24 protein-coding genes are annotated in these 25,949 nt (G+C 71.0%); 18 read left to right on the top strand and 6 right to left on the bottom strand.

Going from position 1 to position 25,949, the window contains the following annotated elements; translation table 11 throughout:
- Nucleotides 1-105 precede the first annotated feature (105 nt).
- A complete protein-coding gene (locus ACI7YT_RS03540; RefSeq protein ID WP_406249112.1) occupies nucleotides 106-705 on the bottom strand; it encodes an NUDIX hydrolase family protein in 600 nt (199 codons plus the stop codon).
- Between the two features lie 66 nt (nucleotides 706-771).
- Between ACI7YT_RS03540 and ACI7YT_RS03535 the strand changes: the two genes are divergently transcribed.
- Nucleotides 772-1,425, top strand: coding sequence for an alpha/beta hydrolase (locus ACI7YT_RS03535; protein WP_406249111.1), 654 nt, complete (start codon nucleotides 772-774; stop codon nucleotides 1,423-1,425).
- Nucleotides 1,426-1,435: 10 nt separating this feature from the next.
- On the opposite strand, the gene ACI7YT_RS03530 is transcribed toward ACI7YT_RS03535, so the two are convergent.
- Nucleotides 1,436-1,696, bottom strand: coding sequence for a hypothetical protein (locus tag ACI7YT_RS03530; protein WP_406249110.1), 261 nt, complete (start codon nucleotides 1,694-1,696; stop codon nucleotides 1,436-1,438).
- Between the two features lie 275 nt (nucleotides 1,697-1,971).
- On the opposite strand from ACI7YT_RS03530, the gene ACI7YT_RS03525 reads away from it, so the two are divergent.
- Nucleotides 1,972-3,576: an ABC-F family ATP-binding cassette domain-containing protein gene (locus ACI7YT_RS03525; protein WP_406249109.1), complete on the top strand. Its 1,605-nt coding sequence runs from the start codon at nucleotides 1,972-1,974 to the stop codon at nucleotides 3,574-3,576.
- Between the two features lie 7 nt (nucleotides 3,577-3,583).
- Here the strand turns inward: ACI7YT_RS03525 and ACI7YT_RS03520 are convergent, their stop codons facing one another.
- A complete protein-coding gene (locus tag ACI7YT_RS03520) occupies nucleotides 3,584-4,753 on the bottom strand; it encodes a PA2928 family protein (RefSeq protein WP_406249108.1) in 1,170 nt (389 codons plus the stop codon).
- Between the two features lie 102 nt (nucleotides 4,754-4,855).
- Between ACI7YT_RS03520 and ACI7YT_RS03515 the strand changes: the two genes are divergently transcribed.
- From ACI7YT_RS03515 to ACI7YT_RS03470, 10 genes are all read left to right on the top strand, one after another.
- Nucleotides 4,856-6,166, top strand: a complete 1,311-nt coding sequence (locus ACI7YT_RS03515; protein WP_406249107.1) for a hypothetical protein — start codon at nucleotides 4,856-4,858, stop codon at nucleotides 6,164-6,166.
- Nucleotides 6,163-7,236, top strand: a complete 1,074-nt coding sequence (locus ACI7YT_RS03510) for a hypothetical protein (protein WP_406249106.1) — start codon at nucleotides 6,163-6,165, stop codon at nucleotides 7,234-7,236. Before ACI7YT_RS03515 ends, ACI7YT_RS03510 begins: the two co-directional genes overlap by 4 nt.
- On the top strand, nucleotides 7,233-8,867 hold the full coding sequence (locus ACI7YT_RS03505; protein ID WP_406249105.1) for a tetratricopeptide repeat protein: 1,635 nt from the start codon (nucleotides 7,233-7,235) through the stop codon (nucleotides 8,865-8,867). Before ACI7YT_RS03510 ends, ACI7YT_RS03505 begins: the two co-directional genes overlap by 4 nt.
- Nucleotides 8,861-10,192: a CHAT domain-containing protein gene (locus ACI7YT_RS03500; RefSeq protein WP_406249104.1), complete on the top strand. Its 1,332-nt coding sequence runs from the start codon at nucleotides 8,861-8,863 to the stop codon at nucleotides 10,190-10,192. Before ACI7YT_RS03505 ends, ACI7YT_RS03500 begins: the two co-directional genes overlap by 7 nt.
- 139 nt (nucleotides 10,193-10,331) lie before the next feature.
- Nucleotides 10,332-14,936: an ATP-dependent helicase gene (locus ACI7YT_RS03495; protein WP_406249103.1), complete on the top strand. Its 4,605-nt coding sequence runs from the start codon at nucleotides 10,332-10,334 to the stop codon at nucleotides 14,934-14,936.
- A gap of 78 nt (nucleotides 14,937-15,014) precedes the next feature.
- Nucleotides 15,015-15,893 carry an EI24 domain-containing protein gene (locus ACI7YT_RS03490; RefSeq protein WP_406249102.1) on the top strand — a complete coding sequence of 293 codons (879 nt, stop codon included), beginning with the start codon at nucleotides 15,015-15,017 and terminating at the stop codon, nucleotides 15,891-15,893.
- Nucleotides 15,886-16,659, top strand: coding sequence for a DNA-formamidopyrimidine glycosylase family protein (locus ACI7YT_RS03485; RefSeq protein ID WP_406249101.1), 774 nt, complete (start codon nucleotides 15,886-15,888; stop codon nucleotides 16,657-16,659). Before ACI7YT_RS03490 ends, ACI7YT_RS03485 begins: the two co-directional genes overlap by 8 nt.
- 78 nt (nucleotides 16,660-16,737) lie before the next feature.
- Nucleotides 16,738-17,145, top strand: a complete 408-nt coding sequence (locus tag ACI7YT_RS03480) for a transferase (RefSeq protein WP_406249100.1) — start codon at nucleotides 16,738-16,740, stop codon at nucleotides 17,143-17,145.
- A gap of 116 nt (nucleotides 17,146-17,261) precedes the next feature.
- Nucleotides 17,262-18,035 carry a LysR substrate-binding domain-containing protein gene (locus ACI7YT_RS03475; RefSeq protein WP_406249099.1) on the top strand — a complete coding sequence of 258 codons (774 nt, stop codon included), beginning with the start codon at nucleotides 17,262-17,264 and terminating at the stop codon, nucleotides 18,033-18,035.
- Nucleotides 18,036-18,093: 58 nt separating this feature from the next.
- Nucleotides 18,094-18,810 carry a glutamine amidotransferase-related protein gene (locus ACI7YT_RS03470; protein ID WP_406249098.1) on the top strand — a complete coding sequence of 239 codons (717 nt, stop codon included), beginning with the start codon at nucleotides 18,094-18,096 and terminating at the stop codon, nucleotides 18,808-18,810.
- A gap of 8 nt (nucleotides 18,811-18,818) precedes the next feature.
- Here the strand turns inward: ACI7YT_RS03470 and ACI7YT_RS03465 are convergent, their stop codons facing one another.
- Nucleotides 18,819-19,271, bottom strand: coding sequence for a glutaminase (locus ACI7YT_RS03465; RefSeq protein WP_406249097.1), 453 nt, complete (start codon nucleotides 19,269-19,271; stop codon nucleotides 18,819-18,821).
- Complete coding sequence (locus tag ACI7YT_RS03460) at nucleotides 19,271-20,479, bottom strand: cation:proton antiporter (RefSeq protein WP_406249096.1); 1,209 nt, start codon at nucleotides 20,477-20,479, stop codon at nucleotides 19,271-19,273. The genes ACI7YT_RS03465 and ACI7YT_RS03460 overlap by 1 nt, the downstream gene beginning before the upstream one ends.
- 120 nt (nucleotides 20,480-20,599) lie before the next feature.
- Here ACI7YT_RS03460 and purU point away from each other — a divergent pair, with 120 nt between their 5' ends.
- Nucleotides 20,600-21,451, top strand: a complete 852-nt coding sequence (gene purU, locus ACI7YT_RS03455; RefSeq protein ID WP_406249095.1) for a formyltetrahydrofolate deformylase — start codon at nucleotides 20,600-20,602, stop codon at nucleotides 21,449-21,451.
- Nucleotides 21,452-21,455: 4 nt separating this feature from the next.
- Here the strand turns inward: purU and ACI7YT_RS03450 are convergent, their stop codons facing one another.
- Nucleotides 21,456-22,499, bottom strand: coding sequence for an NAD(P)H-dependent flavin oxidoreductase (locus tag ACI7YT_RS03450; protein ID WP_406249094.1), 1,044 nt, complete (start codon nucleotides 22,497-22,499; stop codon nucleotides 21,456-21,458).
- Nucleotides 22,500-22,605: 106 nt separating this feature from the next.
- Here ACI7YT_RS03450 and ACI7YT_RS03445 point away from each other — a divergent pair, with 106 nt between their 5' ends.
- From ACI7YT_RS03445 to ACI7YT_RS03425, 5 genes are all read left to right on the top strand, one after another.
- Nucleotides 22,606-23,229 carry an FHA domain-containing protein gene (locus tag ACI7YT_RS03445; RefSeq protein WP_406249093.1) on the top strand — a complete coding sequence of 208 codons (624 nt, stop codon included), beginning with the start codon at nucleotides 22,606-22,608 and terminating at the stop codon, nucleotides 23,227-23,229.
- Between the two features lie 58 nt (nucleotides 23,230-23,287).
- A complete protein-coding gene (locus tag ACI7YT_RS03440) occupies nucleotides 23,288-23,560 on the top strand; it encodes a DUF6412 domain-containing protein (protein ID WP_406249092.1) in 273 nt (90 codons plus the stop codon).
- Between the two features lie 63 nt (nucleotides 23,561-23,623).
- Nucleotides 23,624-24,364 (top strand): YidC/Oxa1 family membrane protein insertase, encoded by a 741-nt coding sequence (locus tag ACI7YT_RS03435; protein ID WP_406249091.1) that lies wholly within the window; start codon nucleotides 23,624-23,626, stop codon nucleotides 24,362-24,364.
- A gap of 69 nt (nucleotides 24,365-24,433) precedes the next feature.
- Nucleotides 24,434-24,940 (top strand): hypothetical protein, encoded by a 507-nt coding sequence (locus ACI7YT_RS03430; RefSeq protein ID WP_406249090.1) that lies wholly within the window; start codon nucleotides 24,434-24,436, stop codon nucleotides 24,938-24,940.
- A complete protein-coding gene (locus ACI7YT_RS03425) occupies nucleotides 24,937-25,944 on the top strand; it encodes a cation transporter (protein ID WP_406249089.1) in 1,008 nt (335 codons plus the stop codon). Before ACI7YT_RS03430 ends, ACI7YT_RS03425 begins: the two co-directional genes overlap by 4 nt.
- Nucleotides 25,945-25,949: the final 5 nt, after the last annotated feature.

Genomic DNA, 25,949 nt, shown 5'->3' with positions numbered 1-25,949 from the left:
GGTTCACTCCCGTCATCCTCGAATCCTATAGGAAATCGGATAGAACTGCCATGCGTGGGCATCCGTCCCGGTTTCGAATCGCACTCCGGGGTGTGGCAGCAAGCGTCAGCGCAACAGGCCCAGACTCGCCAGTGCCTGGCGGATGAGCGTGCCGCGGCCGCCCTCCATCTCGGCGGAGACTTCGTCTGAGGCGGCCTCCTCCGGGGAGAACCAGGTGACCTCGAGCGCATCCTGGCGCGGCTCGCACGTGCCGGTCACCGGCACGACGAAAGCCAGTGAGACCGCGTGCTGACGGTCATCGTGGAACGCACTCACCCCGGGGATCGGGAAGTACTCCGCGACGGCGAACGGTGCCGGCTGCGGAGGAAGCAGAGGGAACGCCATCGGGCCGAGATCGTTCTCGACATGACGGAACAGCGCATCCCGGATGGTCTCGCCGAAGCGGACGCGCCCCGAGACGATCGTGCGGGTCATCTCGCCCAGCGGGGTCGATCGGAGGAGGATTCCGACCTCGGTGACCTGACCGACGCCGTCGGTGCGCACGGGCAGCGCCTCGACGTAGAGCATGGGCAGACGGCGGCGCGCCTCGGCGAGCTCGATCTCGCTCAGCCAGCCGGGATTCCCGGCATCCGCGGGCACCTCGCTGAACCGTGACAGGTCGTCGTCGGAGTCCTCGGGGTCTGGGTCGGGCGTGCGGACGGTCATGCGTTATTTCTACCAGGCTGACCTGGGCCGCGCGCCCCTGTCGGCACCCGCTGGCAGGATGGTGGCGTGGATGACGAGCTGAGAATCGACGACACCGCGACCCGGTGGGCGCCAGGAGAGCGGGACGGCCGGCCGCTGGTCGTGCTGCTGCACGGCTACGGCTCAGACGAGCACGATCTGTTCGGGCTGGTCCCCCACCTGCCGGACGGGGTCGCGGTCGCGTCGATCGCCGCCCCGCTCACCCCGCCATGGCCGACGCCCGGCCGTTCCTGGTATCCGATCGAGGACCTCGCCTCCCGCAGCCCGGAGCCGACGACAGCCGCCGCTCGTGCACTGCTCGCGTGGCTGGATGCCGCCTCCCCCGCCCCACCGTCCATCGCGCTGCTCGGGTTCTCGCAGGGGGCGGCCGTGTCTCTGCAGACGCTGCGCCTGGCTCCGGAGCGCTTCGACGCCGTCGTCGCGCTGAGCGGTTACGCGACGCCGGGTGACCTCCCGCGCGATGAGGAGCTGCGCGAGCTGCGGCCTGCCGTGTTCTGGGGACGAGGCACCAACGACGACGTGATCCCGCCCGATCTGATCGCGCACACCGCCGTGTGGCTGCCGGAGCACTCCGACCTCTCGGGGCGCGTGTACCCCGGGCTCACGCACAGCGTCTCCGAGGACGAACTGCTCGACGTCCGCACGTTCCTGGACAAGTGGCTCGAGCGGATCGCCGACTGAGTCCACCGGATCAGCGGGGTTCGTCGCCGGACGACCCGTCGTCACCGGGATCCGTGTCATGACCGGCATCCGTGTCGCCGGGTCTGCCGCGCCGCGTCCGGCCGAAGGCAACCGCGAAGGCCGCACCGATCGCGATACCGAGCGCGATACCGAGTCCCATGTTGTCGAGCGCAGAACCCAGCGCGACGCCGACGCCCATTCCGAGCGCGATGCCGATCCCCCAGGTCGCGCGCTGGCGCGCCTCGTGCGGACTCATCCCATCATCAGCCATGTCTCCACGGTAGGCCGCGCCCTTTCCGCGGGCATCCCCCGCGCGGTGGACCCCGCCCCGCGACACGCCCGGGTTGCACAAAACGACGACCGCCGGTAATCTCGTTGCGTCCTGTCCGCCGTGTTGGGAAGTCCTTTGATCTGAATCGTCGCCTCCGCGCTCCTCTTTCCGCGCGCTGACCCGACGATCCTTCACGGACACGGCATCCTCCGCCTCTTTCGGCGTCGAGCGGTACCCGGTGTCAGTGCACCCTCGCACTCGACAGGAGACACCCCATGTCAACCCCGACCCCTCATGCATCGGTCATCCTCGACCGCCTCACCTTCGCCTGGCCGGACGGCTCGATCGCGCTCGACAGCGTCTCGGGCGCGATCGGCACCGGGCGCACCGGCCTCGTCGGCCGCAACGGCTCCGGCAAGTCCACGCTGTTGCGCCTCATGGCCGGTGAACTGACGCCGACCTCCGGCTCGGTTCACGCCTCAGGCGAGGTCGCGTATCTCCCGCAGCGCCTGACGCTCGACACCGATCGCCGGGTCGCCGAACTCCTCGGCGTCGCCAGGGCGCTCGACGCCGTCCGCGCGATCGAATCCGGAGACGTCGATCCGGCGCATTTCGATGCCGTCGGCGACGATTGGGACATCGAGGCGCGGGCCTCGGCATCCCTCGCCGAAGCCGGACTCGACCCGTCGTTCCTGGACCGGAGCGTCGGCGAGCTGTCCGGCGGCGAGGCCGTGCTCGTCGCGATCGCGGGCATCCGCCTGCGTCGCGCTCCGATCACGCTGCTCGACGAACCGACCAACAACCTCGACCGCGACGCGCGCTCCAAGCTCGCCGATATGGTGCGGTCGTGGAAGGGGACGCTCATCGTCGTCAGCCACGACCTCGCTCTGCTCGAGCTCATGGACGATACGGCCGAGCTGTACGCCCACACCCTGAGCGTGTTCGGCGGTCCGTACTCCGAGTGGCGCACCTGGCTGGAGGCCGAACAGGATGCCGCGAAACAGGCCGAGCGGGATGCCGCGCAGGCGCTGAAGAAGGAGAAGCGCCAGCGGATCGAAGCCGAGTCCAAACTCGCGACCCGCGCCCAGATGGGACGCAAGGCCTTCGAGGAGAAGCGCGTGCCGAAGATCATCGCGAACGGCCGCAAGATGGCAGCCCAGGTGTCGGCCGGGCGCCTGCGAACCGAGGTCGCCGCCAAGGAGGATGCCGCGCGCGCCGTGCTCGATCAGGCCGGGCGACGCGTCCGCTCGGACGACACGATGAAGATCGAGCTGCCCGATCCCGACGTCTCCCGCAGTCGCCGCATCGCCACGATCGGCGACGACGAACGCGAATGGATCATCCAGGGGCCGGAGCGCGTCGCGCTCATCGGCCGCAACGGGGTCGGGAAGACGACCCTGCTGGAGCGGCTGGTGGCAGGCGGATCCGCCCAGGCGTCCCACCTGCGCGCCGAGGCCCACACCGACCGCATCGGCTACCTGCCGCAGCGTATCGACGGCCTCGACGAGAGGCGTTCGGTGTTCGAGAACATCGCCGCGGCCGCGCCGTCCATCCCCGAGAAGGAGCTGCGCAACCGGCTGGCGCGCTTCCTCATCCGCGGCGGGACGACCGATCGACCGGTGGGCGCGCTGTCCGGCGGCGAGCGCTTCCGCGTCGCGCTGGCGAAGCTGCTGCTGGCCGACCCCGCACCGCACGTCGTGGTGCTCGACGAGCCGACGAACAACCTCGACCTCGACACGGTCGACCAGGTCGTCGAGGCGCTGCGGGCCTACCGCGGCGCGGTGCTCGTCGTCAGTCACGACGACGCGTTCCTCGCCCGGCTCGGGCTCGATCTCACGCTCGAGATCGATGCGGACGGCGGGATCGTGCAGATCGGCTGAACCGGAATCAGCCGAACAGGGCCATCCACCAGGGGAGCTGGCCGATGCGGATCTCGTCGATCGAGCCGTCATCGGCCAGCACCATCAGCCGGTTCGGGTACCAGTCCCCCTCCTCGCCTGCGAAGAAGACCGTGGTGCCGTCCGGCGCGGGCAGCGCCCCGTCGAGGTCGCCTCCCACCGCCGCCGAGTCGACGATCGAACCGGTGGCGACGTCGATGCTGCTCACCATCAGGGCGTCGGAGTTCACCGATTCCCGATGCTGCACGAGCACGAGGCCCTGTCCGGCGCCCGCCGCCCTCGGCGTCTCCTGGTCGGCCGGCAGCACCGGAAGCAGCTCTGCATCGACGAATTCGGCAGCGGCGGTGCCGCTCTCCGCGCCGATCTCGAGCGCATCGCGGTCCACCGCAGCATCCACGCTGCGGACCGAGAACATCGTGCCGTCCGGCCCGATCGCCTGCTCCACTCCCCCTGCGCGCAGCACCGTGTCATCGAACCGGGTCTCGGCGCTCAGCCCCTGCCCTGCACGGATCTGCGCCGGCGTCGCCGACTGCGCGCTGGTCGATCCCACCGGGATCTGCAGGATGTCGCCGCGCGTGCTGAGCAGCACGATCGCATCGGAACCCGCATCGTATGCGTAGGCGTTCACCGCCAGCACGGCGTCCGCGCCGATGCCGTCGATGCCGTCTCCGCGCGCGACGATGTCCCCGTCGGCATCGAGGATGACGAGTCCGCCCGTCTCGGCGACATAGATGAGATCATCCGATGCGGCGAGGATCACGACCGCTCCGCTGAGCTCCTCGTTGATGCGCTGGTCCCACAGCTGCGCACCGTCGCTGAGCCGGTACGCGGCGAGACGCATCTGAAACATCGGCTCTCCGATGCCAGGGCGGGTGTGGTCGTCGAAGGCCACCAGCGCGATCCGCTCGCCGCTCATCGTCACGACCGCCGAGGTCGGCTCCGCCTCGACGCTGCGAAAGGACGACGTGAACTGCGCGCCGCAGAAGATCGCGACGGCGATGAGCTCCGGCAGGAGCGGGAGAACGAGGATGCGGAACCGGATGCGACGACGCGCCTTCTTCGGCGTCTGCGGCGGAGCCTGGCGCTTCGTCGCCCCCTGCCCTGCGGCGAGCGGCTGCACGCTGCTGGCGTTGAGCAGATATCGGTTCGAGTCGGTCATGCCGCCAGTGTGAGCGGCCGCCTGTCCTCCCGATCACGGTTTCCGGGCGCTCATGGGCTCGCGGGGACTCGCGTTCTCCGAGCCTCTATAGAGTGGAGCGTTATGAGCGCGTCACAGGGGCTCACGCCACCGGTCGCCCGCCCGACAGGGCAGGCGACCGTCCTCCGCGCGCAGGCGATCGCGGTCGCATGGCAGCTGCTGGGCGACGACGTCGCCCCTCTCGGTAACGGAACCGGACGACCGCTGGCGCGCACCGTGAAGCTCATCCTCGAGCCGCTCGTGATCCGCCCCGTGCAGAATCCGCACCTCGCCGGCGCGACCCTGACAGAGGATGCCGCCCGCGAGCTGATGGCGCGCATCACGGCAGCAGGCTCGGATCTCGCCGCCACGGCCGAATGGTTCGGCGTGCTCAAGAAGGCGCGCCGCGCGCTCGGCATCACGGAGGGGAATCCGCAGGAACGCTACTTCCAGCGCTGCTTCGAACTCGCACGCACGGAGGGACGCCCCGTCTCCGGCATTCCCGCCACGCAGGCGATCGCTGACGAGACCGTGCAGGAGATCGCCCACGCCGACGGAGAGTCCGTGCTGGCGCGCGTCCGTGCCATGCTCCTCGACGAGACGGTCGCCGCAGCCCTGAACGCGCGACTCGTCGCAGCGTGGGCCGGGCCGGTCACGACGGACGCGGCGCCGCTCGACGCCGCGCGCGTGAACGCGGCCCTCGACGCCTGCGGTATGCGCGACGCGGCATCCGACTTCGACGCCCTGCGCACCGAGCGCGCCGGCACCGCGGCTGCGGCCGAGCTCGCCGAGCGAGGCGCCGCCCGGCTGCTGGGGCTCACCGAGCACGAGACGCCTCCGGCACCGCGTCTGGGTTTCGCAGCATCCAAGAGGGATCTGCCGTGGCCGTTCGACCGGTCCGTCTACGAGCGCCTGTTCGCGGCGCTGTCCGGCGGAGCGCCCGCCGACATCGGACTCGATCCCGAGGACGTCCTCACCGACGAGATCGCCCGCTCGGCCGCACCGTGGCAACTCGCGACCGAGCACAGCCGCGTGGTCATGCTGCTCGGCTCCGAGGCGTCGCATGCGCTGGAGCCGACCGCGCTGCTCCGGCCGACGAACGCCCACCGCCTGCTGCGCGATCGCTGGGACCGCGAGGCGTACGTCCGCCGGGTGCGGCGTCTCCCGGCAGGCGCGACCGGCGTGCCCGAGAACATCGAATCCGACATCCGCACGGTCCGGCAGGGGTACCTGCGCCGCCTCTGGGTGCGCCTGCACGGCCGCGAACTGCGCGAGCAGGCGACCGACGCCGCCGAGCTGTGGGACACGCTCGACGGCATCCTGCGCTCGGTCATCATGGACCAGCGCCACCGGCTGAAGACGGCGCTCGGGCGCGATCTGGAGGGGGCGGCATGAGCCTCGGCATCCGCATCGACGGCGCACACGCCCGCGTGGCGGCCTCGAAGACCGAGGAGTCCCGGACCGAACCGTTCGCCGTCGCGCTCGTCGAGGCCCGCGGCGCTCTGCTGAGCTGGACGATCCCACCAGGGCGGTTCCCGGATGCCGAGGTGCACGCCCCCTTGCTGGCGGCGGAGTGGCTCGCCGACCTGTATGGCGACGCCGTGGCCGAGGCCGTGCGGCAGGCGGCGACGGCAGGGACCTCCGCCGAGGACGTCGCCCTTCCGGATGAGACGCGTCTCGCCGCCGACGCGCGCCGACTCGCCCTGCTGACCTGGGCGCGCGACTGGTGGCCGGCGGGGATCGCGGTTCCACCGCTGGATGCGTCTGTGCTCGCGGCCGAGATCGCGATCGCCGCCCATCACGTCGATCACCTGCTCGACGACGACGAGGCGACCGAGCGTTCCCTTGCCGACGCCGTCGGCGCACCGAGCGCCCTCGCGGCACTGACCGCGTCGTTCGCAGAGGACGCCGCAGCCCTCGCGGATGAGCTGTCAGCGCTGGCCGAGGATCACGGCGTCGAGCTGCTGCCGGTCGTCGAACGCCGCGCCGAATGGTCGCTCGCCGCCGGCGGCTCGACCGGAGCCGGCACGGCAGGGATCGAGATCGCGCACGGCGGCGCGCCGGTGCGCTGGGCGGACGTTCCTGCTCAGGCGGTCGTCGCGGATGCCGAGGCCCGCTGGTCTCTCCGGCACGCAGCCGGTGAGCCGACCCTGGTGGTCGAGGTCGTCGCCGTCCCCGGCGGCAGCGCCGAACTGCGAGCACGCTTCGGCCCCGAAGAGCAGGGAATCGATGTGCCGCTCCACCTCGAGGGCGCGGTGTTCACCGGATCGGCTCCTGTGCCGGCATCCGTGGCGTTGCTGCCGATCGAGCAGCGGACCCTCTGGGTGCGCGATGTGCGCATGGCCGCGCACCCATCCGCCGTCGAGTCGGCGGACGCGCGAGAGGCCGCATTCGCCCATGCGTCCGCACGCATCGTCGACGCGAGCGCCGGCCTGGCGGAGCGGGCGGCCGGGGCGCGGCGGTGACAGACGAGGTCGACCCCCGGGCGATCCGCGGGAAGAAGCCCCTGGCTCCGCAGTGGCACGACCTGCGCGACGCCCACAACGCGGCCGTCGAGCTTCTGCAGATCGGCGACGTCGACACGGCCACGCGGAACCTGCGCGACGTGCTGGCTGCGCTGGAGGGCACCGATGACCTGTCGGCGTGGGATCTGCGGGCGCGCGCGCAACTGAATCTCGCGTCGGCTCTCGAGGGCGTCGACACGGCAGCGGCGCTCGAGATGACCGATGAGGCGATCGCCACGGCATCCGCTGTCGTGGCGCGCGACGGAGACGAGTACGGAACTCGCACCGTGCTCTCAGGCGCGCTCCTGTCCCGCGCCCAGACCCTGGCGGCCCGCGACCGGCTGGACGATGCGCTCGCGCAGATCTCCCTGGCGGAGGAGGTCCTGGGCGCGCACGAGATCGAGCAGGCGGATCTGATGCGCTTCTCGGCCCACAACATCCGCACCGGTCTGCTCATCTTCCTGGGGCGCCTGGAGGAGGCGGATGCCGAAGCCCGTCGCTCCTTGGCCGCGGCGCTCGTGGTCGATCCTCGGCTGGCCGTCCACGCGTACATGAACCTGGGGGCGATCGCGCAGCGCACCGGCGACGACCAGGCCGCGTGGGAGTTCACGGACCTCGCCGCACGCCTCCAGGGCGATGATTCCGACGTCGTCGCCGCGCAGATCGCCGTCGAGAACCGTGCCAGGGTCGCAATGCAGCAGCACCGGTTCGCGGAGGCGGAAGAGGGATTCCTGCGGGCGGTGGACCTGGCGAAGGCCGCCGGCCTGCGCACGCGTCTCGCCGCGAGTCGCACCGGACTCGCGGCCGTGTACCTGGAGTCGGGCAATCCGGCGCGCGCCGCGAAGCGCCTGCGGGAGCTGATCGCCGACATGGACTCCACCGGCGCCGTGCATGAGCGGCGCGAGGCGTACGGATTCCTCGGAGATGCCGAGTCGAAGCGCGGCCGCTTCGCCGTCGCGGATGAGGCGTATCTGGCGGCGCGCGACCTGACGCGCTCGGCCCACGAACGCTGCCGCGTGAACCTGCGTCGCGCTGAGATGCAGGCGGAATGGGCGAGCTTCACGCCGGGACCCCGGAAGCGCACCGAGCGGCTGACCGCCGGATTGCACCTGGCGATCCCCGTGCTGCTGGCGACCGAGGCACTGCGCGGTGCCTTCGCGCCCGGCCCGGTGCGCGAGCGGTGGAGCCTGCAGGTCGCCGCCCCGGCCCGCGAACTGGCATTCCGTCTGGCGGTGACCCTGGGCGACGGCGAACTGCTGTTCGCGCTCATCGAGAACGCGACGGCCTCGGCCACGCTCATGGCCGAGACGATCGAGGCCAGGGATGCCGCGGCGACCCTGACCGTGGTGGAACCTGTTCCGCCGGTGCGCGAAGCGGCGACGACGGATGCCTTCGCAGATGATCTGCTGCCGGCCGCGGCATCCGGATTCGTCGGAGTTCCGAGTGCGGCCACGGCCGACCTGCGCTTCGCTCCCCCGCCTCGGGTCGTCGCGATCCCCGGGCAGGCGCCGGTGCTGGATGCGTTCATCCGGGCGGCCGAGGAGGAGTACGGCGTGACCGTCCGGTCGGAGCGGGTGGTGGCATCGTGGTGAAGAACTGGCGTGAACTCGCGCACCTCGGTCCGGCCCGCAGGGCGACGGCCGTCGACGGCGACCGGGTGCTCGTCGACCTCCCCTCGGACCGGCAGCCGGTGGCGCGGTTGCGCTACGTCGACGGCGACGACCTCTTCGTCAACTGGATCTGGGACCACCAGCCGGACTCGCCGCGCATGACCGTGATCGAGCGCCGCCTCGTCGCCCCGGCGCTGACTGCGCTCGCGGAGGCCCTGCCCACCCCTGTGCCGGGATCCGGCGAGAGCGGAGACGAAGCACTGACCCGCGCGCTGACGCACGGCGTGCTGCTGGATCTCGAGCGGGAGCAGCGCCTCGCAGAGACCCTGACCGCTGCGCTCATCCCTCTGTGGCTGGGATTGGAGCTGAACGCGCTCGAGGTGGCCGGGGTGCGTCCGCATGTGCGCGTGCAGTTGTCGCCGTCGACGGCCCAGCTGCCGTGGGAACTGCTCAGCACATCCGACGGCGAGCGCGGCATCGACATGGTCGACGTGTCGCTGCTCCTGCCGGCGACGCTGCGCAACGACCCGACGAGGGAGTTGTCGCCCTGGGTGCCGGGTTCACCGGTCGCCCACGTGCTCGATCCCGTCGTGCCGGGCTTCGCCGATGAGGGCGAACTGGGGAGCGTTCTCGGACCCATCGCGCCCGGATCACCGCTTGCGCGCATGGCGGAGGAGCGCGGCGCGCGGCGTCGGCCGTCCGGCCCGGCGTTCCGGCGCACCGACATCGACCGGGTCGCGCTGACATCCGCAGCGGCGGATGCCGGTCGGCTGCTGTACGTCGGCCACGTGACGGCGTCGACGCACGCGCTGGATGCTCGGATGCACCTGTCCGACGGCATCGATGCGCCGGGGCTCGCCGCGCCGATCGGTGCGCATCGGCCCTACACCGCGGCCGACATCGCGCTCGGCGCGCCCGGCCTCGAGCCGTTGCGCGCGCCGAACCGGGTCGCGCTGATCGCCTGCGACTCCGGTGCCGATGCGCGCTACGCGGAACCCACGGGGCTGATGGCCGCGTTCGTGCACCGAGGAGCCGAGTACGTCACTGCGACCCGATGGACGCTGCCGACCGAGGCCGGCCTCGATCGGTACTCCCCCGCCCTGGTCGGCCGCGCCGAAGGGATGCTGGGCGACGCGATCGTGGCGGTCGACGCCGCGCACGAGGCATCCGATCCGGTCGCCGCGCTGGGCGCCTGGCAGCGCGAGCAGCGCCGCCGCTGGACGTCGACGGGCGATGCGCGGTATTCGCCGATCATCTGGGGAACGCTGACGACGGCGTGGGCTCCGGCGCCGCGGATGCTGTGCTGACGGCGGGCCGATAGCGGCGGACGGATCGCGAAGGTGTGGACGAGCCGCGCCATCCCTCGCCCGGTGCAGAGCGGGTCGGCATGGCCCTCGGCTCGGACATCGTCGACCCGTTGTCCGAGGCACCGACCATGATGGAGACATGAGCGATGTGCTCGAGCGCTTCACGCCCGCGACCCAGGACTGGTTCCGCGGCGCGTTCGCCGCGCCCACGGCCGCGCAGGCCGGCGCCTGGGATGCGATCTCCGCCGGTAAGCACGCTCTCGTCGTCGCCCCGACCGGATCGGGCAAGACCCTGTCGGCGTTCCTCTGGGCGATCGACAGCATCTTCCGGGAGCGGACGTCTGCGGCATCCGCGGATGCCGCAGACGACGCACCCCGAACGCGGGTGCTCTACATCTCACCGCTGAAGGCGCTGGGCGTCGACGTCGAGCGCAACCTCCGCTCCCCGCTGGTGGGCATCGGGCAATCCGCGCGGCGCCTCGGCATCCCTGCTCCCTCCGTCGCCGTCGGCGTCCGATCGGGCGATACGACCTCGAGCGATCGCCGCAAGCTGGTGTCGAATCCGCCCGACATCCTCATCACCACCCCCGAGTCGCTCTACCTCATGCTCACCAGTCGCGCCGGCGAGACGCTGCGCGGTGTCCATACGGTCATCATCGACGAGGTGCACGCGGTCGCCGCGACCAAGCGAGGGGCGCATCTCGCGGTCAGCCTCGAGCGCCTCGATGCCCTCCGCCGCGCTCGCGGTGCCGAGTCACCGGCGCAGCGCATCGGACTGTCGGCGACCGTGCGTCCCATCGACGAGGTCGCTCGTTTCCTCGGCGGCTCGGAGCCGGTCGAGATCGTCGCACCGCGCGCGACCAAGACGTTCGAGCTGGGCGTCGTCGTCCCGATTCCGGATATGACGAACCCGCCGGCGCCCCCCGGAGCGCCGGATCCGATGGCGCCCGGTGACGCGGAGTACACCGAGGTCACCGGGTCGGTGTGGCCGCACGTCGAAGAGGCGATCGTCGACCGCATCCTGCAGAACAACTCCACGATCGTGTTCTCGAACTCGCGCCGTCTGGCCGAGCGGCTCACCGGCAGGCTCAATGAGATCTACGCCGAGCGCATGGGCGAGAGTCCGTCACCGGCGCCGGCGCGTCGGGTGCCCGCGGCGATGCCGGCTCAGGGCGGCGCGACAGCCGGCGCCGATCCGGTGCTCGCGAAGGCGCACCACGGCTCCGTCTCCAAGGAGCAGCGGGCCCAGGTCGAGGAAGAGTTGAAGTCCGGCATCCTGCGCTGCGTCGTGGCCACCAGCAGCCTCGAGCTCGGCATCGACATGGGCGCGGTCGATCTCGTGATCCAGGTCGAGGCTCCCCCGTCGGCGGCATCCGGGCTGCAGCGCGTCGGACGCGCCGGACACCAGGTCGGCGAGATCAGCCGCGCCGCACTGTTCCCCAAGCATCGTGGCGACGTGCTGCACACCGCGATCGTGACCGAGCGGATGCTGGCGGGCAAGATCGAGGCGATCTCGGTGCCGCGCAATCCGCTCGACATTCTCGCGCAGCAGACCGTCGCCGCCTGCGCGGTCGATCCGATCGGCGTCGAGGACTGGTTCGAGACGGTCCGCCGATCCGCGCCGTTCCAGTCGCTGCCGCGCTCCGCCTACGAGGCCACGCTCGACCTGTTGGCCGGACGCTTCCCTTCGGACGAGTTCGCCGAGCTGCGCCCCCGCCTCGTCTGGGATCGGGATGCCGGGACGCTGACCGGACGCCCCGGCGCACAGCGGATCGCCGTGACCAGCGGCGGGACGATCCCCGACCGCGGCCTGTTCGGCGTGTTCGTCGCCGGTGAGACGACGGGCGCCAGGGTCGGCGAGCTCGACGAGGAGATGGTCTACGAGTCGCGGGTCGGCGACGTGTTCACGCTCGGCACGACGAGTTGGCGGATCGCCGAGATCACCCATGACCGCGTCAATGTCATCCCCGCGTACGGTCAGCCGGGACGGGTGCCGTTCTGGCACGGCGACGGCATCGGGCGCCCGTTCGAGCTCGGCGAAGCGCTCGGCGCCTTCTCGCGCGAGGTCTCCTCCGCCGAACCGGCGAAGGCGACGCAGCGCCTCATGGATGCCGGTCTCGACGCCATGGCGCGCGACAACCTCATGGCGCACCTGACCGAGCAGCGCGAAGCCACCGGCACCCTGCCCACCGACCGCACGCTGACGGTCGAACGCGGACACGACGAGGTCGGCGACTGGCGCATCATCCTGCATTCCCCGTACGGCATGAAGGTCCACGCACCCTGGGCGCTGGCCATCAACGCCCGCGTCCGTGAGCGCCTCGGCGTCGAGGGCTCGGCTGTGGCCAGCGACGACGGCATCATCGTCCGGATCCCTGATGCCGAGAGCGAGCCGCCCGGTGCCGATCTGTTCGTGTTCGACCCGGACGAGCTCGAGCAGCTCGTCACGGAGGAGGTCGGCGGGTCGGCGCTGTTCGCCTCGCGCTTCCGCGAGTGCGCGGCTCGGGCCCTGCTCATGCCGCGCACGAACCCGAACCGCCGCTCGCCGCTCTGGCAGCAGCGGCAGCGCAGCGCCCAACTGCTCGAAGTGGCCAGGCGCCATCCCACCTTCCCCGTGATCCTCGAGACGCTGCGTGAAGTGCTGCAGGACGTCTACGACCTGCCGTCGCTGCGCAGGCTCGCGACGTCGATCGCCGATCGTTGGGTGCGCCTCGTCGAAACCGAACCCGCCCAACCGTCGCCGTATGCTCGCGATCTGCTCTTCGGCTACGTCGGCGCCTTCATGTACGAGGGCGATTCGCCGCTGGCCGAGCGGCGCGCGGCTGCGCTCTCGGTCGACCCGGCTCTGCTGGGCGAACTGCTCGGCACGGTCGAGATGCGTGAGCTGCTCGACCCGGAGGTCATCGCGCAGTTCGAGCGCGAGGCGCAGCGGCTCGATCCCGATCGCCGCGCCCGCGGGCTCGAGGGCGTCGCCGACCTGCTGCGCATGCTCGGCCCGATGGATGCCGTCGAGGTCGCAGAACGGCTGGAGGCCACCACCGCGGCACCGGTGTCCGAAGCCGCCGCCCACCTCGACGCCCTCGTGACCGCGCGTCGGGCAATCCCTGTGACGATCGGAGGCGTTCCCCGCATCGCGGCGATCGAGGATGCCGCGCGCCTGCGCGATGCCCTCGGCGCAGCGCTGCCCACCGGCATCCCCGTCGCCTTCCTCGAACCGGTCGCCGACCCGCTCGCCGACCTCATCGCCCGCCACGCGCGTACGCACGGCCCCTTCACGACGGATGCCGTGGCGACCCGATTCGGCATCGGAACCGCGGTGGCCAGACACACGCTGCAGCGGCTGGAGAGCGCGGGGCGCATCAGCAGCGGGTACTTCCTGTCCGCGGCGGAAGCCGCCGACGATACCGGGCCTGAGTGGTGCGACACCGAAGTGCTGCGCCGCCTGCGCATGCGCTCACTCGCCGCGATCCGCGGCAGCGTCGAACCCGTCGAACCGACGGCCTTCGCCCGCTTCCTGCCCGACTGGCAGCACCTTTCCCGCCCGGTGGAGGGCCTCGACGGCGTGCTCAGCGTGATCGAGCAGCTCGCGGGCGTTCCGATTCCGGCGAGTGCATGGGAATCCCTGGTGCTGCCGTCTCGTGTGCGCGACTACTCCCCAGCGATGCTGGACGAACTCACCGCGAACGGCGAGGTCATCTGGTCCGGGCACGGGACGCTGCCGGGCCGGGACGGCTGGGTCTCCCTGCATCCCGTCGGCCTCGCGCCGTTCACGCTTCCCGAACCCGACGAGACCGAAGTCGCCGCAGATTCGCTCGAAGCCCGGCTGCTGGGAGCGCTCGGAGCAGGCGGGGCGTCCTTCGCCACGCACCTGCGCGACCGCGTCGGGGCCGAGAACGAGCAGTCGGTACTCGACGCGCTCTGGGCGCTGACCTGGTCGGGGCGCGTCACCAACGACACGTTCGCACCCGTGCGACAACTGCTCGCCGGCGGATCGCAGGCGCACAAGGCGGTGCGGCGCGCTCCTCGTGCGCGGACCTACCGCGGCGTGTCCTTCACTGGCGCTGCGGCCCGGCCGACGATCACCGGCGGGCGCTGGTCGCTGCTCCCTGCGGGCGAGGCCGATGCCGCCCGACGTGCCACCGTCACGGCCGGGCTGCTGCTCGATCGGTACGGCGTCGTCACGCGCGGATCGGCGCAATCCGAGGGCGTCCCCGGTGGTTTCGCGCAGGTGTACCGCGTGCTGGCCGGTTTCGAAGAGGCCGGGCACTGCCGGCGCGGCTACGTCATCGAGAAGCTCGGCGCCGCCCAGTTCGCGGCATCCACCACGGTCGACCGCCTCAGGACGTTCGCCGGTCTCACGGACCCTGCTCCACGCCGCGCCATCACTCTCGCCGCCACCGACCCGGCCAACCCGTACGGGGCGGCGCTGCCGTGGCCGCGCCGAGACGGAGTGACTCACCGTCCGGGGCGCAAAGCCGGCGGACTGGTCGTGCTCGTGGACGGTGCCCTGGTCCTGTACCTCGAGCGCGGCGGACGCACGGTGCTGGCTTTCGGCGATGATGAGGAAGCGCTGCGTGCCGCGGCATCCGATCTGGCGGCGACATCGCGCACCCGCCGGCTCGAGACCCTCACGGTCGAGAAGATCAACGGCGCGCCCGTGTACGGCACGGAGTTCGCGATCGCGCTCCAGGAGGCGGGATTCGTCGCGACGCCCCGCGGCTACACGCTGCGCAAGGCCATCTGACGGCAGCAGGGCTGGCGCGCACGACGCCCGGCTCGGCCCGCATGACAGCGTGGCCGCGCCGCCCTCTACGCTGGAGGCATGCTGCGGGAGTTCGGGATCGGCGTCGGAATGCTCGTCACGGGGTTCCGGTTCTGGGCGGTGCGCCCGAAGCTCATGGCCCTCGGCCTGATCCCCGCCGTCATCGCGTTCCTCGTGCTCGCCGCCGTGCTCGTGCCGTTCGGACTCAGCCTCGGCATCCTGACGGATTGGGCGACGCCGTTCGCCGATGGCTGGATCAGTCCCTGGCGCGAGATCCTGCGCGTGACCTTCGGCATCGTCCTCTTCATCGCCGCGCTCGCTCTGGCCGGCGCCGTGTTCACCGCGCTCACCCTGACGATCGGCGACCCGTTCTACCAGCGGATCTGGCGCGGCGTCGAACGGTCTCTGGGTGGTGAGCCCACGGGGGAGACGGGCTTCTGGACCACGGTCGGCGAGGGCGTCCGCCTGATCGCGCTCGGCATCCTGGTGGCACTGCTCACGCTGGCGATCGGATTCATCCCGCTCGTCGGCGGTTTCCTCGCCGGTGCCACCAGCATCGTGCTCACCGGTCGGCTGCTCGCCCGCGAGCTCACCGGTCGCGCGTTCGACGCACGCGGCTTGACCGCCTATTCGCGCTCGGAGGTTCTGCGGGTCAGCCGCGCACGCGTGCTCGGCTTCGGCGTGGCCACGCAGCTGTGCTTCATGATCCCGCTCGGCGCGATCCTCACGATGCCGGCTGCCGTCGCGGGCTCGACCGCCCTCGCACGGTCGCTGGTCGAACGCGCCCCGGCACCGACACCGGCACCGCCCCGGGCCCCGGGCGCGACCCCGACCTCGATCCCCCGTCCGGTGCCGACGCAGGCCCGGACTTCAGCACCGGCACCGCCCTCGACGCCTGCGCCGCCGTCTCCGCCCGCACCCCCGAGCTCCGATGCCTGAGGGCGACACCGTCTTCCGGACCGCGCGCCGTCTGCACGAGACGCTCGCCGGCCACACCGTGACGCGTTTCGACCTGAGGGTGCCGCGCGCCGCCACCGCCGATCTCACCGGGCAGACCATCCATGGCTGCGTCGCCCGCGGCAAGCATCTGCTGCTGCGGATCGGCGACGACACCCTCCATTCCCATCTGAGGATGGAAGGCGCCTGGCACCTGTACGCGCCAGGACAGAAGTGGCGGCATCCGGCCTTCCGGGTGCGCGCGATCGTCGGTACGGCGCACCGCGAGGCGGTGGGCGTCGACATCGCCGAGGTGGAACTCGTCGCGACGCGCGACGAGGATCGCCTCGTCGGGTATCTCGGTCCTGACCCACTGGGTCCGCACTGGGATGCCCCGGAGGCCGCCCGTCGGCTGCAGGCGGATGAACGCAGCATCCATGTGGCCCTGCTCGACCAGCGCAACGTCGCCGGATTCGGCAACGAGTACGCGGCCGAACTCCTGTTCCTGCGCGGCATCCTGCCCACGACGCCCGCCGCGTCGGTCGATGTCGAAGCCCTGGTCGCGCTCGGGGCACGGGTGATCCGAGCGAATCGCGACCGCCACGACCGAACCTTCACCGGTGTCGCTCGGCGCGGCGAGACGGACTGGGTCTACGGACGTGCCGGGCAGCCGTGCCGGCGCTGCGGAACGCTCATCCGCCGAGGCGAACAGGGCGCGGATCCCACTCGCGAACGCGTCACGTTCTGGTGCCCGAACTGCCAGAAGTGAGCCCATCCCGATCCGGGAATGAATTCACGGCACCCGTGGTTGTCCATATATCCGGGAGTCTCCGGAACGGGAGGAATCGTGGGTAAGAACTACATCGATATCGAGGACGAGCAGGGCGCCACGCTGCGATACCGCAAGCACGCCAATGGTCGCGGCCTCGTCGCGCATGGCGCGAAGGTGCACCCGATGGCCGTCATCGAGGCAGGCGCCTATATCGAACCCGGCGCGCGCATCGCCGCGGGGGCGAAGATCGCCCGTGGCGCGTGGGTGGAGCCGGATGCCGTGATCGGCGAGAACGCGTCGATCGACGCGCACGCGCACATCGGCCAGGGCGCAGCCGTCGGCGCGGGGGCGCACATCGGCGTCCGCACCGAGGTCGGAGCCGGAGCGCGCATCATGCGCGGCTCGCGCATCGGCGACGACGAGACCGTCGCCGCCGGACTCACCATCGCCACCGACCGCAAGGGGCTCTGGCTGGCCGCCTGACTGCTCGAGAAGCCACTTCCGGCGGGAGCAACCGCCGCTGACGTGGTTCTCGCGCGCCGAGTGGTTTCTCGGCCGCAGCCGCGAGGCACGCGTGCCGGGCGAGTAGCCTGAGAGACGTGGCGAAATCGGGAGGCAGCGGACGCAGCGGACGCGCAGGCGGCCGGCGGACCGTCAGCAAGGGGACACCCGTGCGCACGAGCAAGGGCGCACCCCCGCAGAAGCAGCCGGGCAAGGGCACGCCGAAGAAGAAGGCGACCGGGAAGCCCGCTTCGCCTGTCGAGCGGTTCGACTCCGCGGCATCCGCACCCCGCATCTTCCGTCTCGGTGTGATCCCCGGTGCGACCCCGGGGAAGTGGATCGACGCCTGGAAGCAGCGGATGCCGCACGTTCCACTCGAACTCGTACCGCTCGTCGTCGCCGACCAGCGCGCCGCGCTGGACGACCTGGACGCTGCCCTGGTGCGACTTCCGATCGAGGATGCCGATCTGCATGTGATCCGGCTCTACGACGAGCTTCCGGTGGTCGTGGCCGCCGCCGAATCGCACCTCCTCGCGGCCGACGAACTCGACGCTTCCGATCTGGACGGCGAGGTGCTGCTCGCCTCGGACGAGGACGTCCTGGATCTCGATCTGCCGCACACCACGGCATCCGCGCACGGAGCCGTTCCGACGACGGCGGATCTCATCGCGACCGTCGCGACCGGGGTGGGCATCGCCGTCGTCCCGATGTCCCTCGCGCGCCTGCACCACCGCAAGGATGTCGAATACCGCGTGCTTCGCGACGGCCCGGTGTCGACCGTCGCGTTCGTCTGGCCCCGCGAGCGGAGCACCGATGACGTCGACACCTTCGTCGGGATCATCCGCGGCCGCACCGCGCGCTCCTCGCGCTGACGCGTCACCGTCCGTCATGCGCTTCGGCACGCGCGATCGGACTGGCTAGAATCGCCGGATGGCCTCGCTTCTCTACATCAGCGTGCGCCCCGAGCTGGCCGCCGCGGATGCCGAGTACGCGTCCTTCCGTCGAGGACTCGGCGCCGACGAACTCGATCGACTGGATCTCATGGCCACCCCGCTGGATGCCGGAGCGCTCGACGCGCATCGCGGCATCGTGATCGGCGGATCTCCGCTGAACGTCACCGATCCTGCGCCGACCGCGCAGCAGCGCCGTGTGGAGGCCGACCTCGAACGCATCGCCGCCGCAGCGATCGACGGGCGCGCCGCCGCGCTGTTCACCTGCTACGGCATCGGCGTGGTGACCAGGATGCTGGGCGGCACGGTCACGCTGGACCATCCCGAATCCACCGCGGCGGTGAAGATCCGTGCCACCGCTGCCGCACAGCACGACCCGGTCTTCGGCCCGAGCGGTCCCGAGCTGACGGTGTTCACCGCGCACAAGGAGTCCGCCGCCGAGACGCCGCCGACCGCAGAGCTGCTCGCGATGGGAGACGCGTGTCCGGTGCAGGCGTACCGCGTCGGCACGCACCTGTACGCGACCCAGTTCCATCCGGAGCCGAGCCCTGCGGACTTCGCCGAGCGCATGACGTTCTACCGCACCAAGGGATACTTCGACGCGAACGCGTTCGACGCCGTGCAGCAGCGCGTGCTCGCCTCGACCGTCACCGAGGGCGAAGCCCTGCTGAGCCGCTTCGCCGCGGCGTTCGCCTGACCCGGGATTCAGGTCAGCAGCAAGATCCGCTCTCGCAGGTATTCCTCGAGCGGCATGTAGCCGCCCGCGCTCGACCACTTCACCTGCACCACGCCGTCGACCATGGCCAGCGGGCCGGAGGACCCGCCGGCGTCCACGGCATCCACGTCGATCACGCTCCACCCGACATGCGCGACCTCTCCCTCGTCGAACCCGCCACGCAGCGCCCACTCCCGACGGGCGGCGCGTTCGCGCGCCGACTCGGCCGTGTAGCCGCGCCGACCGGCATCCGCTGCGCGCAGCACCTCGGCGGTGGCCAGCGCCGCGTCATCGGTCAGCAGCAGGACGCCGACGTGCCAGGCCTCGCCGATCCGGACGATGCGGTCACCGCGGAATCGCGAGTGCTTCTCCTCGCCCAGCCCTTCCTTGGGCACGCCGACCAGGTGCCGGCGAGCGTCATCCAGGAGCGCCGATGCCGACATCACAACTCGCTGACCGGGCGGTTCTTCTCGGCTGCGGCGAGTTTCGCACTGTCGCCGCGCAGAGACATCGCGATGAGCGGGTACAGCAGCACCGACAGCATCCCGGCGCCCACGAGCGCCGCCGCGATGCCGGAATCGAGCATCCCCTGCTCCACCCCGATCGCCGTCACCGCGACGATGATCGGAAGCCCCGTCGCCGACAGCAGCGCCAGCGCCGATCGTTCGCGCACGCCGGCGCCCGCCGGCGCCGACAGCTGCGCGGCGACGCCGCGGAACAGCAGCAGTGCGATGAGGAACACCGGCACGAGCGCCATGGCCGCTGGCGAATCGAGCAGCGCATCCAGGTCGTAGGTGATGCCGGTGTAGAGGAAGAAGATCGGCACCAGGAACCCGAACGCGATCGCCTCGATCTTGCTCTCGATCTCCTCGGCATCCTCCTTCGGTGCGCGCGCCATGATGATCCGCCAGACGGCTCCGGCGACGAACGCGCCGAGCAGCATGTCCAGATCCAGGACCACGCTGAGCGCGACGAGCGAGGCGATCAGCAGCAGCACGAAGCGGATGCCGAACTGGTCGGAGGTGTGCAGGGTCGCGCGCAGGAACGCGTGCAGCCGGCCGTGCGGGGTCCGCTGTGCGAACAGCACCACGGCACCGGCGAGCACCACAAATGTGAGCAGCACCGCGGTGGCGACCCAGGTCGTCCGCGTGCTGAGGAAGACGGAGATCGCGATCAGTGGCAGGAATTCGCCCACGGCACCGATCGCCGTCACAGTCCGACCGAATGGGGTCCCCAGCTCGCCGGCATCCCGCAGGATCGGCATCAGCGTGCCGAGGGCCGTCGAGCTCAGCGCGATGCCGATCACCACCATGCCCTCGCCGGGTGCGAAGAAGAACCCGAGTCCGATTCCCAGCACCACGCTCAGCACCCAGCCGAGCGACGCGCGGACGAGCGGCTTGCCCGCGAGTCTGCGGAAGTCGATCTCGGAGCCGGCGATGAAGAACAGCATCGCCAGGCCGAACTCGCTGAGCTTCTCGATCACCTCTCCGGCGTCGACCCAACCCAGCAGCGCAGGGCCGATCAGGATGCCCAGCACGAGCTCGAACACGATGACGGGAACGCGCAGCACGGGCCGCACCCCCTTCGCGAGCAGCGGCGCCAGCACGGCCATCAGGGGGACGAGGACGAGTCCTGCTTCGCTCGGGTTCACGCCTGTCAGATTATCGGCCCTGGCAACCGCGAGCCGGCCGATCCGCAGCGAACCACTCCGCGATTCGTCACGGCCACCGTCGACGGGGCAGAATCGACCCAGACCCTGCAAGGAGCATCCATGTCCCAGCCCGACACCGCCCGCCTGCTCATCGCGTGCGACGACCAGCCCGGAATCGTCGCCGCCGTCGCCGGCGTGCTGGCCGAGCACGGCGCGAACATCATCTCGCTGGACCAGCACTCCACGGACTCCGAGGGCGGACGCTTCTTCCAGCGCACCGTGATCCACCTGCCCGGTCTCTCGGCCGCACGCCCCGCGCTGGAGGCCTCCGTCCAGCAGGTCGCCGACCGCTTCGGCATGGAGTGGTCGCTGCACGACGTGTCCCGCCGCAAGCGCGTCGCGATCTTCGTGTCGAAGTACGACCACTGCCTCATGGAGCTGCTCTGGCGCGCACAGCGCGGCCAGCTCGACATCGACATCACGATGGTCATCTCCAATCACCCGGACCTCGCCGAATCGGTGCGGAGCTTCGGCGTCCCGTTCGTGCACATCCCCTCGGGCGACAAGCAGGCGATGGAGCAGCGTCAACTCGAAATGCTGCAGGGCAACGTCGACCTCGTCGTCCTCGCGCGCTACATGCAGATCCTCACCGACACGTTCATCGAACAGCTCGGGGCCCCGGTCATCAACATCCACCACTCGTTCCTTCCCGCGTTCATCGGGGCGAACCCGTACGCGAGGGCGAAGGATCGCGGAGTGAAGCTCATCGGCGCCACCGCGCACTACGCCACGGCCGACCTCGACGAGGGGCCGATCATCGAGCAGGATGTCACCCGCGTCACGCACTCCGAATCCGCCGCCGAGCTGCAGAGCCGCGGCGCCGACGTCGAGCGCCTCGTGCTCGCACGGGCCGTGCAGTGGCATGCGGAGGACCGCGTGATCGTGCACGGCCGGTCGACCGTCATCCTGTAGCCCTTCAGCGGCCGGGTACCCCGGCCACCAGCTCGTCGAACACCTCGGATGCCGTGTCCCACCGCGCCAGCGGCGCCGACTGCCCGAGCCAGAGCGACTGCAGCTCACCCAGGTTCTGCTGCCCCGCGGCGGTCCGGAAGCGCCCGGTGAGCCAGTTCTGCATCGGGAACGGTGCGATCGTCCCGCTCGCCTCGATCGCCCGCACGACCCTGTTGCGGGCGCCCCGGGCCAGACGCCCGCTCATCGCTCGGGTGAGCACGCTGCTGTCCGCCGATGTGCTGCGGATGGCGGCGCGGTGCGCGTCGTTCGCCGCCGAGTCCGACGTCGCGAGGAACGCCGTCCCGACCTGCACGGCCGATGCTCCGAGCGCGAACGCCGCTGCCACACCGCGCCGATCGGCGACGCCACCGGCGGCGATGACCGGGATGCCCACGGCATCCACGACCTGCGGCACCAGGGCGAATGTGCCGACCAGGGATTCCTCCGGCGAGCGCAGGAACGAGACCCGGTGCCCCGCGGCCTCCATGCCGGTCGCCACGATCGCGTCGACCCCTCCGGCCTCCAGCGCCAGCGCTTCGGCCACGGTCGTGGCCGTCCCCACCACGCGGATGCCGCGACTGCGTGCGCCTGCGATCAGATCCGCCGACGGCACGCCGTAGACGACGCTGAGCACGGCGGGTGCGGCCTCCCAGATCGCGTCGAGCTGTTCGTCCAGCGACGGCATGTAGCGCTCCGGACGTACCGGCACTTCGACGCCGACGGCCTCGTAGAACGGCTGCAGCGCCTGCGCGTACACCGCATGCTGCGGCCCGGGCTCCGCCTCGTCACCCGTCGGAAGCCAGATGTTGAACGCGAACGGACGCGCCGTCGCCGCCCGCAGCTCGGCGGCCGTCTGCCGGATCCGCTCGCCGTCGTACCCGTACAGCCCGTACGACCCCAGCCCGCCCGACTCGCTCACCGCGGCGGTCAGGCGGACGGAGGACAATCCCCCGAACGGTCCGAGGACGATCGGATGCCGGAAGCCGAGAAGTGCTGCGAGATCGGTCATGCTTCGAGGCTACGCCCGGCCGCGGCATCCGGTCGGGTGTGAGACGGACTGTCAACCCCCTCTCGCTCGATCGGGGCCCCGCCTACCGTCGAGGCAGGAGGTCACCATGAGCACGGAACCGCACACGCCCACTCCCACCACGACCCACGACGCCTGGGGCGCCGGGGATCCGCACCTGCGCATCACCGGCGGAGGCGATCGCCTCGTCTACCATCTGCGCGACGACGTCGTGCGGATCGGATCCGCGGCGGGCAACGAACTCGTCCTCCCGGGCGCAGACCCGGTGCACGCGACGATCACGCACGATGAGCGCGACGAGTACGTGCTCACGCTTCACGGACCCGGCGAGACGAACGCGGCCTCGCTGGACGCCTCGGGCGAGCGCGCCCAGATCCTGCGCACCGGAGCGAGCTTCACGGTCGGCGAATGGGAGCTGGTGTTCGGACGAGAGGAATCGGCCGATCACGGGCGCCCGTACGGCGGGCGCCAGGGCGGGGAGCTGTCCGATCAGGACCTCCAGCCGCCCCGCCCCGACTACGCGGAGGATGCCGCAGCACCGCGCACCGACACGGATGCCGCCGCGGACGATCCGACGACGGCCAATGCCTCGGGGCAGGGCGGTTCGGCCGAGGGTGCCGAACGGTCCTCCACCACGCGTCGGCTGGCCGGGGACAAGCAGGGCGCGACCGCACCGGATGAGGACGGCTCGTCGGACGAGCCCTGGAGCTGAGAGCCCTCCGCCCTCCGCCCTCCGCTCGAAGGATGAGCGGAGGGGTACCCTCGATGACATGGCGGCGATGATCGAGCACGTGATGGCCTTCGTGCTGTCCGCGCTCGGGCTCGTCGCCCTGCCGGACATGGCCGCCCTGGGACTCGCCGTCGCGATCCTCGCGGTCGCGGCCCTGATCGTCGCCGTCGCGATCGTCGCACCTAGCGCCGGCAAGGATTCGCCTCCGCATCCGCTGCGCGCCATCGATGCGTCGGCTCTGCTGTCGCAGAGCGATCCGGATGCCGCCGGCCACCCTCGTCCGCGAGCGCCGGGAGTCGTGCGCGCCGTGTGACCCGTCCGTTCGCGTCGGGACACGGCATCCGCCGACCTTCCCGACGCATCGAACGGACACTTCATGGACCCCTTCTCCTTCCCTCCCCTCGCGGCGCTCCTCGACGCCGCCTACGGCGCCCTCGCCGGCCTCGCCACCTTCTTCGAACCCTTCACCGGCGCCTCCGCGGCCGCACTCGCGGTCGTCGTCGTCACCCTGCTCGTGCGCGCCCTGCTCATCCCTGTCGGCATCTCGCAGGCCAAGGCGGAGCAGACCAGGGCGCGCCTCGCTCCCCGGCTCCGCGAGATCCGGAAGCGGCACGGCAAGAACCCCGAGCGGCTGCAGCGCGAGACGATGCAGCTCTACCGGGACGAGAACACCTCGCCGTTCGCCGGGTGCCTGCCCGTGCTGCTGCAGGCGCCGATCGTCGGCATCCTGTACACGCTGTTCCTGCGCACCGAGATCGCAGGCCATCCGAACGAACTGCTCTCGCACGACCTGTTCGGCGCCGGGCTGGGCACGAGCCTCGTGCACATGCTGGCGGCGGGCCCCTTCTCGCTGCCGACGCTCGCCGTCTTCGGCGGGCTCGTGGCGATCATGGTGGTCGTCGCCGAGGTCACCCGACGCGTCTTCCGTCCGGCGCCCGTCGACGATACGCCGCTGTCGTCGCCGGGGATGCTGCGGATGATGAGCGCCCTGCACTACCTGACGGCGGTGTTCGCACTGTTCGTCCCGCTGGCCGCCGCCCTGTACCTGACGATCACGGTCGTCTGGACGCTGGTGCAGCGCGTCATCCTGCGCCGACGGCATCCGCTGCCGGTGTGACCCTTACCCGGGCCGGATACCGCGGTCAACCCGCTTGAGCACGGCATTCGCCGTCCGGATGATGGACGCATGCTCGCACCGGATGCTCGACGCGCGGCACTTCGACGCGCCGCCGCCGCGATGACCTGCGGCGCCCTCGCGGCAACCATGACCGGATGCCTCGGCACGGTGCCCAGGGATCCGGACGGGACCCTGGACACCGTGACCGACGGGACGATCCGGATCGGTGTGAGCCTCGAGCCGGAGGTCGCAGAAGCCGGTGAAGCGCCGGATGATGCGCCCCGCGGTCCGCTCGCCGACCTCGCACGGGACTACGCGGACTCGATCGACGCGCGCATCTCCTGGACCCCCGCCGGCGAGGAGACGCTCGTCGGCATGCTCGAGGACGGTGACATCGACCTCGCCATCGGCGGGTTCAGCGATCAGACGCCGTGGTCCGAGCGGGTCGGGACGACGAGGGGATACGCCGACCTGCCCGGCCTGAGGGGCCGCACGATCGTGTGGCTCGTCCCGGCCGGTGAGAACGCTCTGCTGTCGGACATCGAGCTCTTCCTCGACGGCGAGGCCGGCTCATGACCCGCGCGGATCGGCACCGATTCGGGCGGACGGACCTGCCGCCGGAGCAGCATCGCGCGCTGCACTCCGCGATCAGGTGGGAATGGTTCACGATCGGCTACACGACCGTGACGATCATCGTCGTGGCGTTCGTGGTCGGCGGCTCGCAGTCGATGCGCACGGCGTGGATCGAGGACATGCTCTCCCTCCTCCCCCAGATCGCCTTCCTCATCGCGCTGCTGCTCGTCCGGCGCCGCCCCTCCGTGAACCACCCGTACGGTCGCCACCGTGCGATGGGCGTCGGGCACGTCGTGGCCGGTGTCGCGCTCGCGACGGTCGGACTCAATCTCGCCTTCGAGGCGGTCAGCGGGCTCGTCACGCAGGACCACCCGACGATCGGCACGGTGCAGCTGTTCGGCCAGACGATCTGGCTGGGCTGGCTCATGGTGGGCGTGATGAGCGTCATCGTGATCGGACCGGTGTTCTTCTACGGCCCCGCCAAGGCGCGGCTCGCACCGCTGCTGCACAACAAGCTCCTGCACGCGGACGCCGATATGGCCAAGGCCGACTGGCAGACCAACGCCGCATCGATCGTCGGCGTGATGGGGATCGGTCTCGGCGTGTGGTGGCTGGACGGCGTGGCCGCCCTGTTCATCTCGATCGGAATCGTGCGAGACGGCGTGCGCAACACCCGGTCCGCCGTGCGCGACCTCATGGACCAGCGCGCACGGACCTACGACGACAAGGCACCGCATCCGCTGGCCACCGAGGTCGCGCAGTACCTGCGTCATCTGCCGTGGGTCGGCGATGCGGCCGTCCGCATGCGGGACGAGGGACAGGTGTTCCACGTCGAGGCGTTCGTCCGGCCGTATCGTTCGCGGGTGTCACTGGCCAAGCTGCGGCACGCCTCCGAGGGCATCGCAGCGCTGGACTGGAAGGTGCAGGACGTCGTCGTCATCCCGGTCGAGCAGCTGCCGGACGAGGCCGACCGCGGAACGGATGCTTCGGCGAGCAGCGCTGGCTGAGGCGT

Source organism: Microbacterium sp. M, assembly GCF_045181065.1.
In the GTDB taxonomy this organism is placed as follows: Bacteria; Actinomycetota; Actinomycetes; order Actinomycetales; family Microbacteriaceae; genus Microbacterium.
Note: the sequence above shows the minus strand (reverse complement) of the source record. Positions and strands in the feature narration are given on the sequence as shown.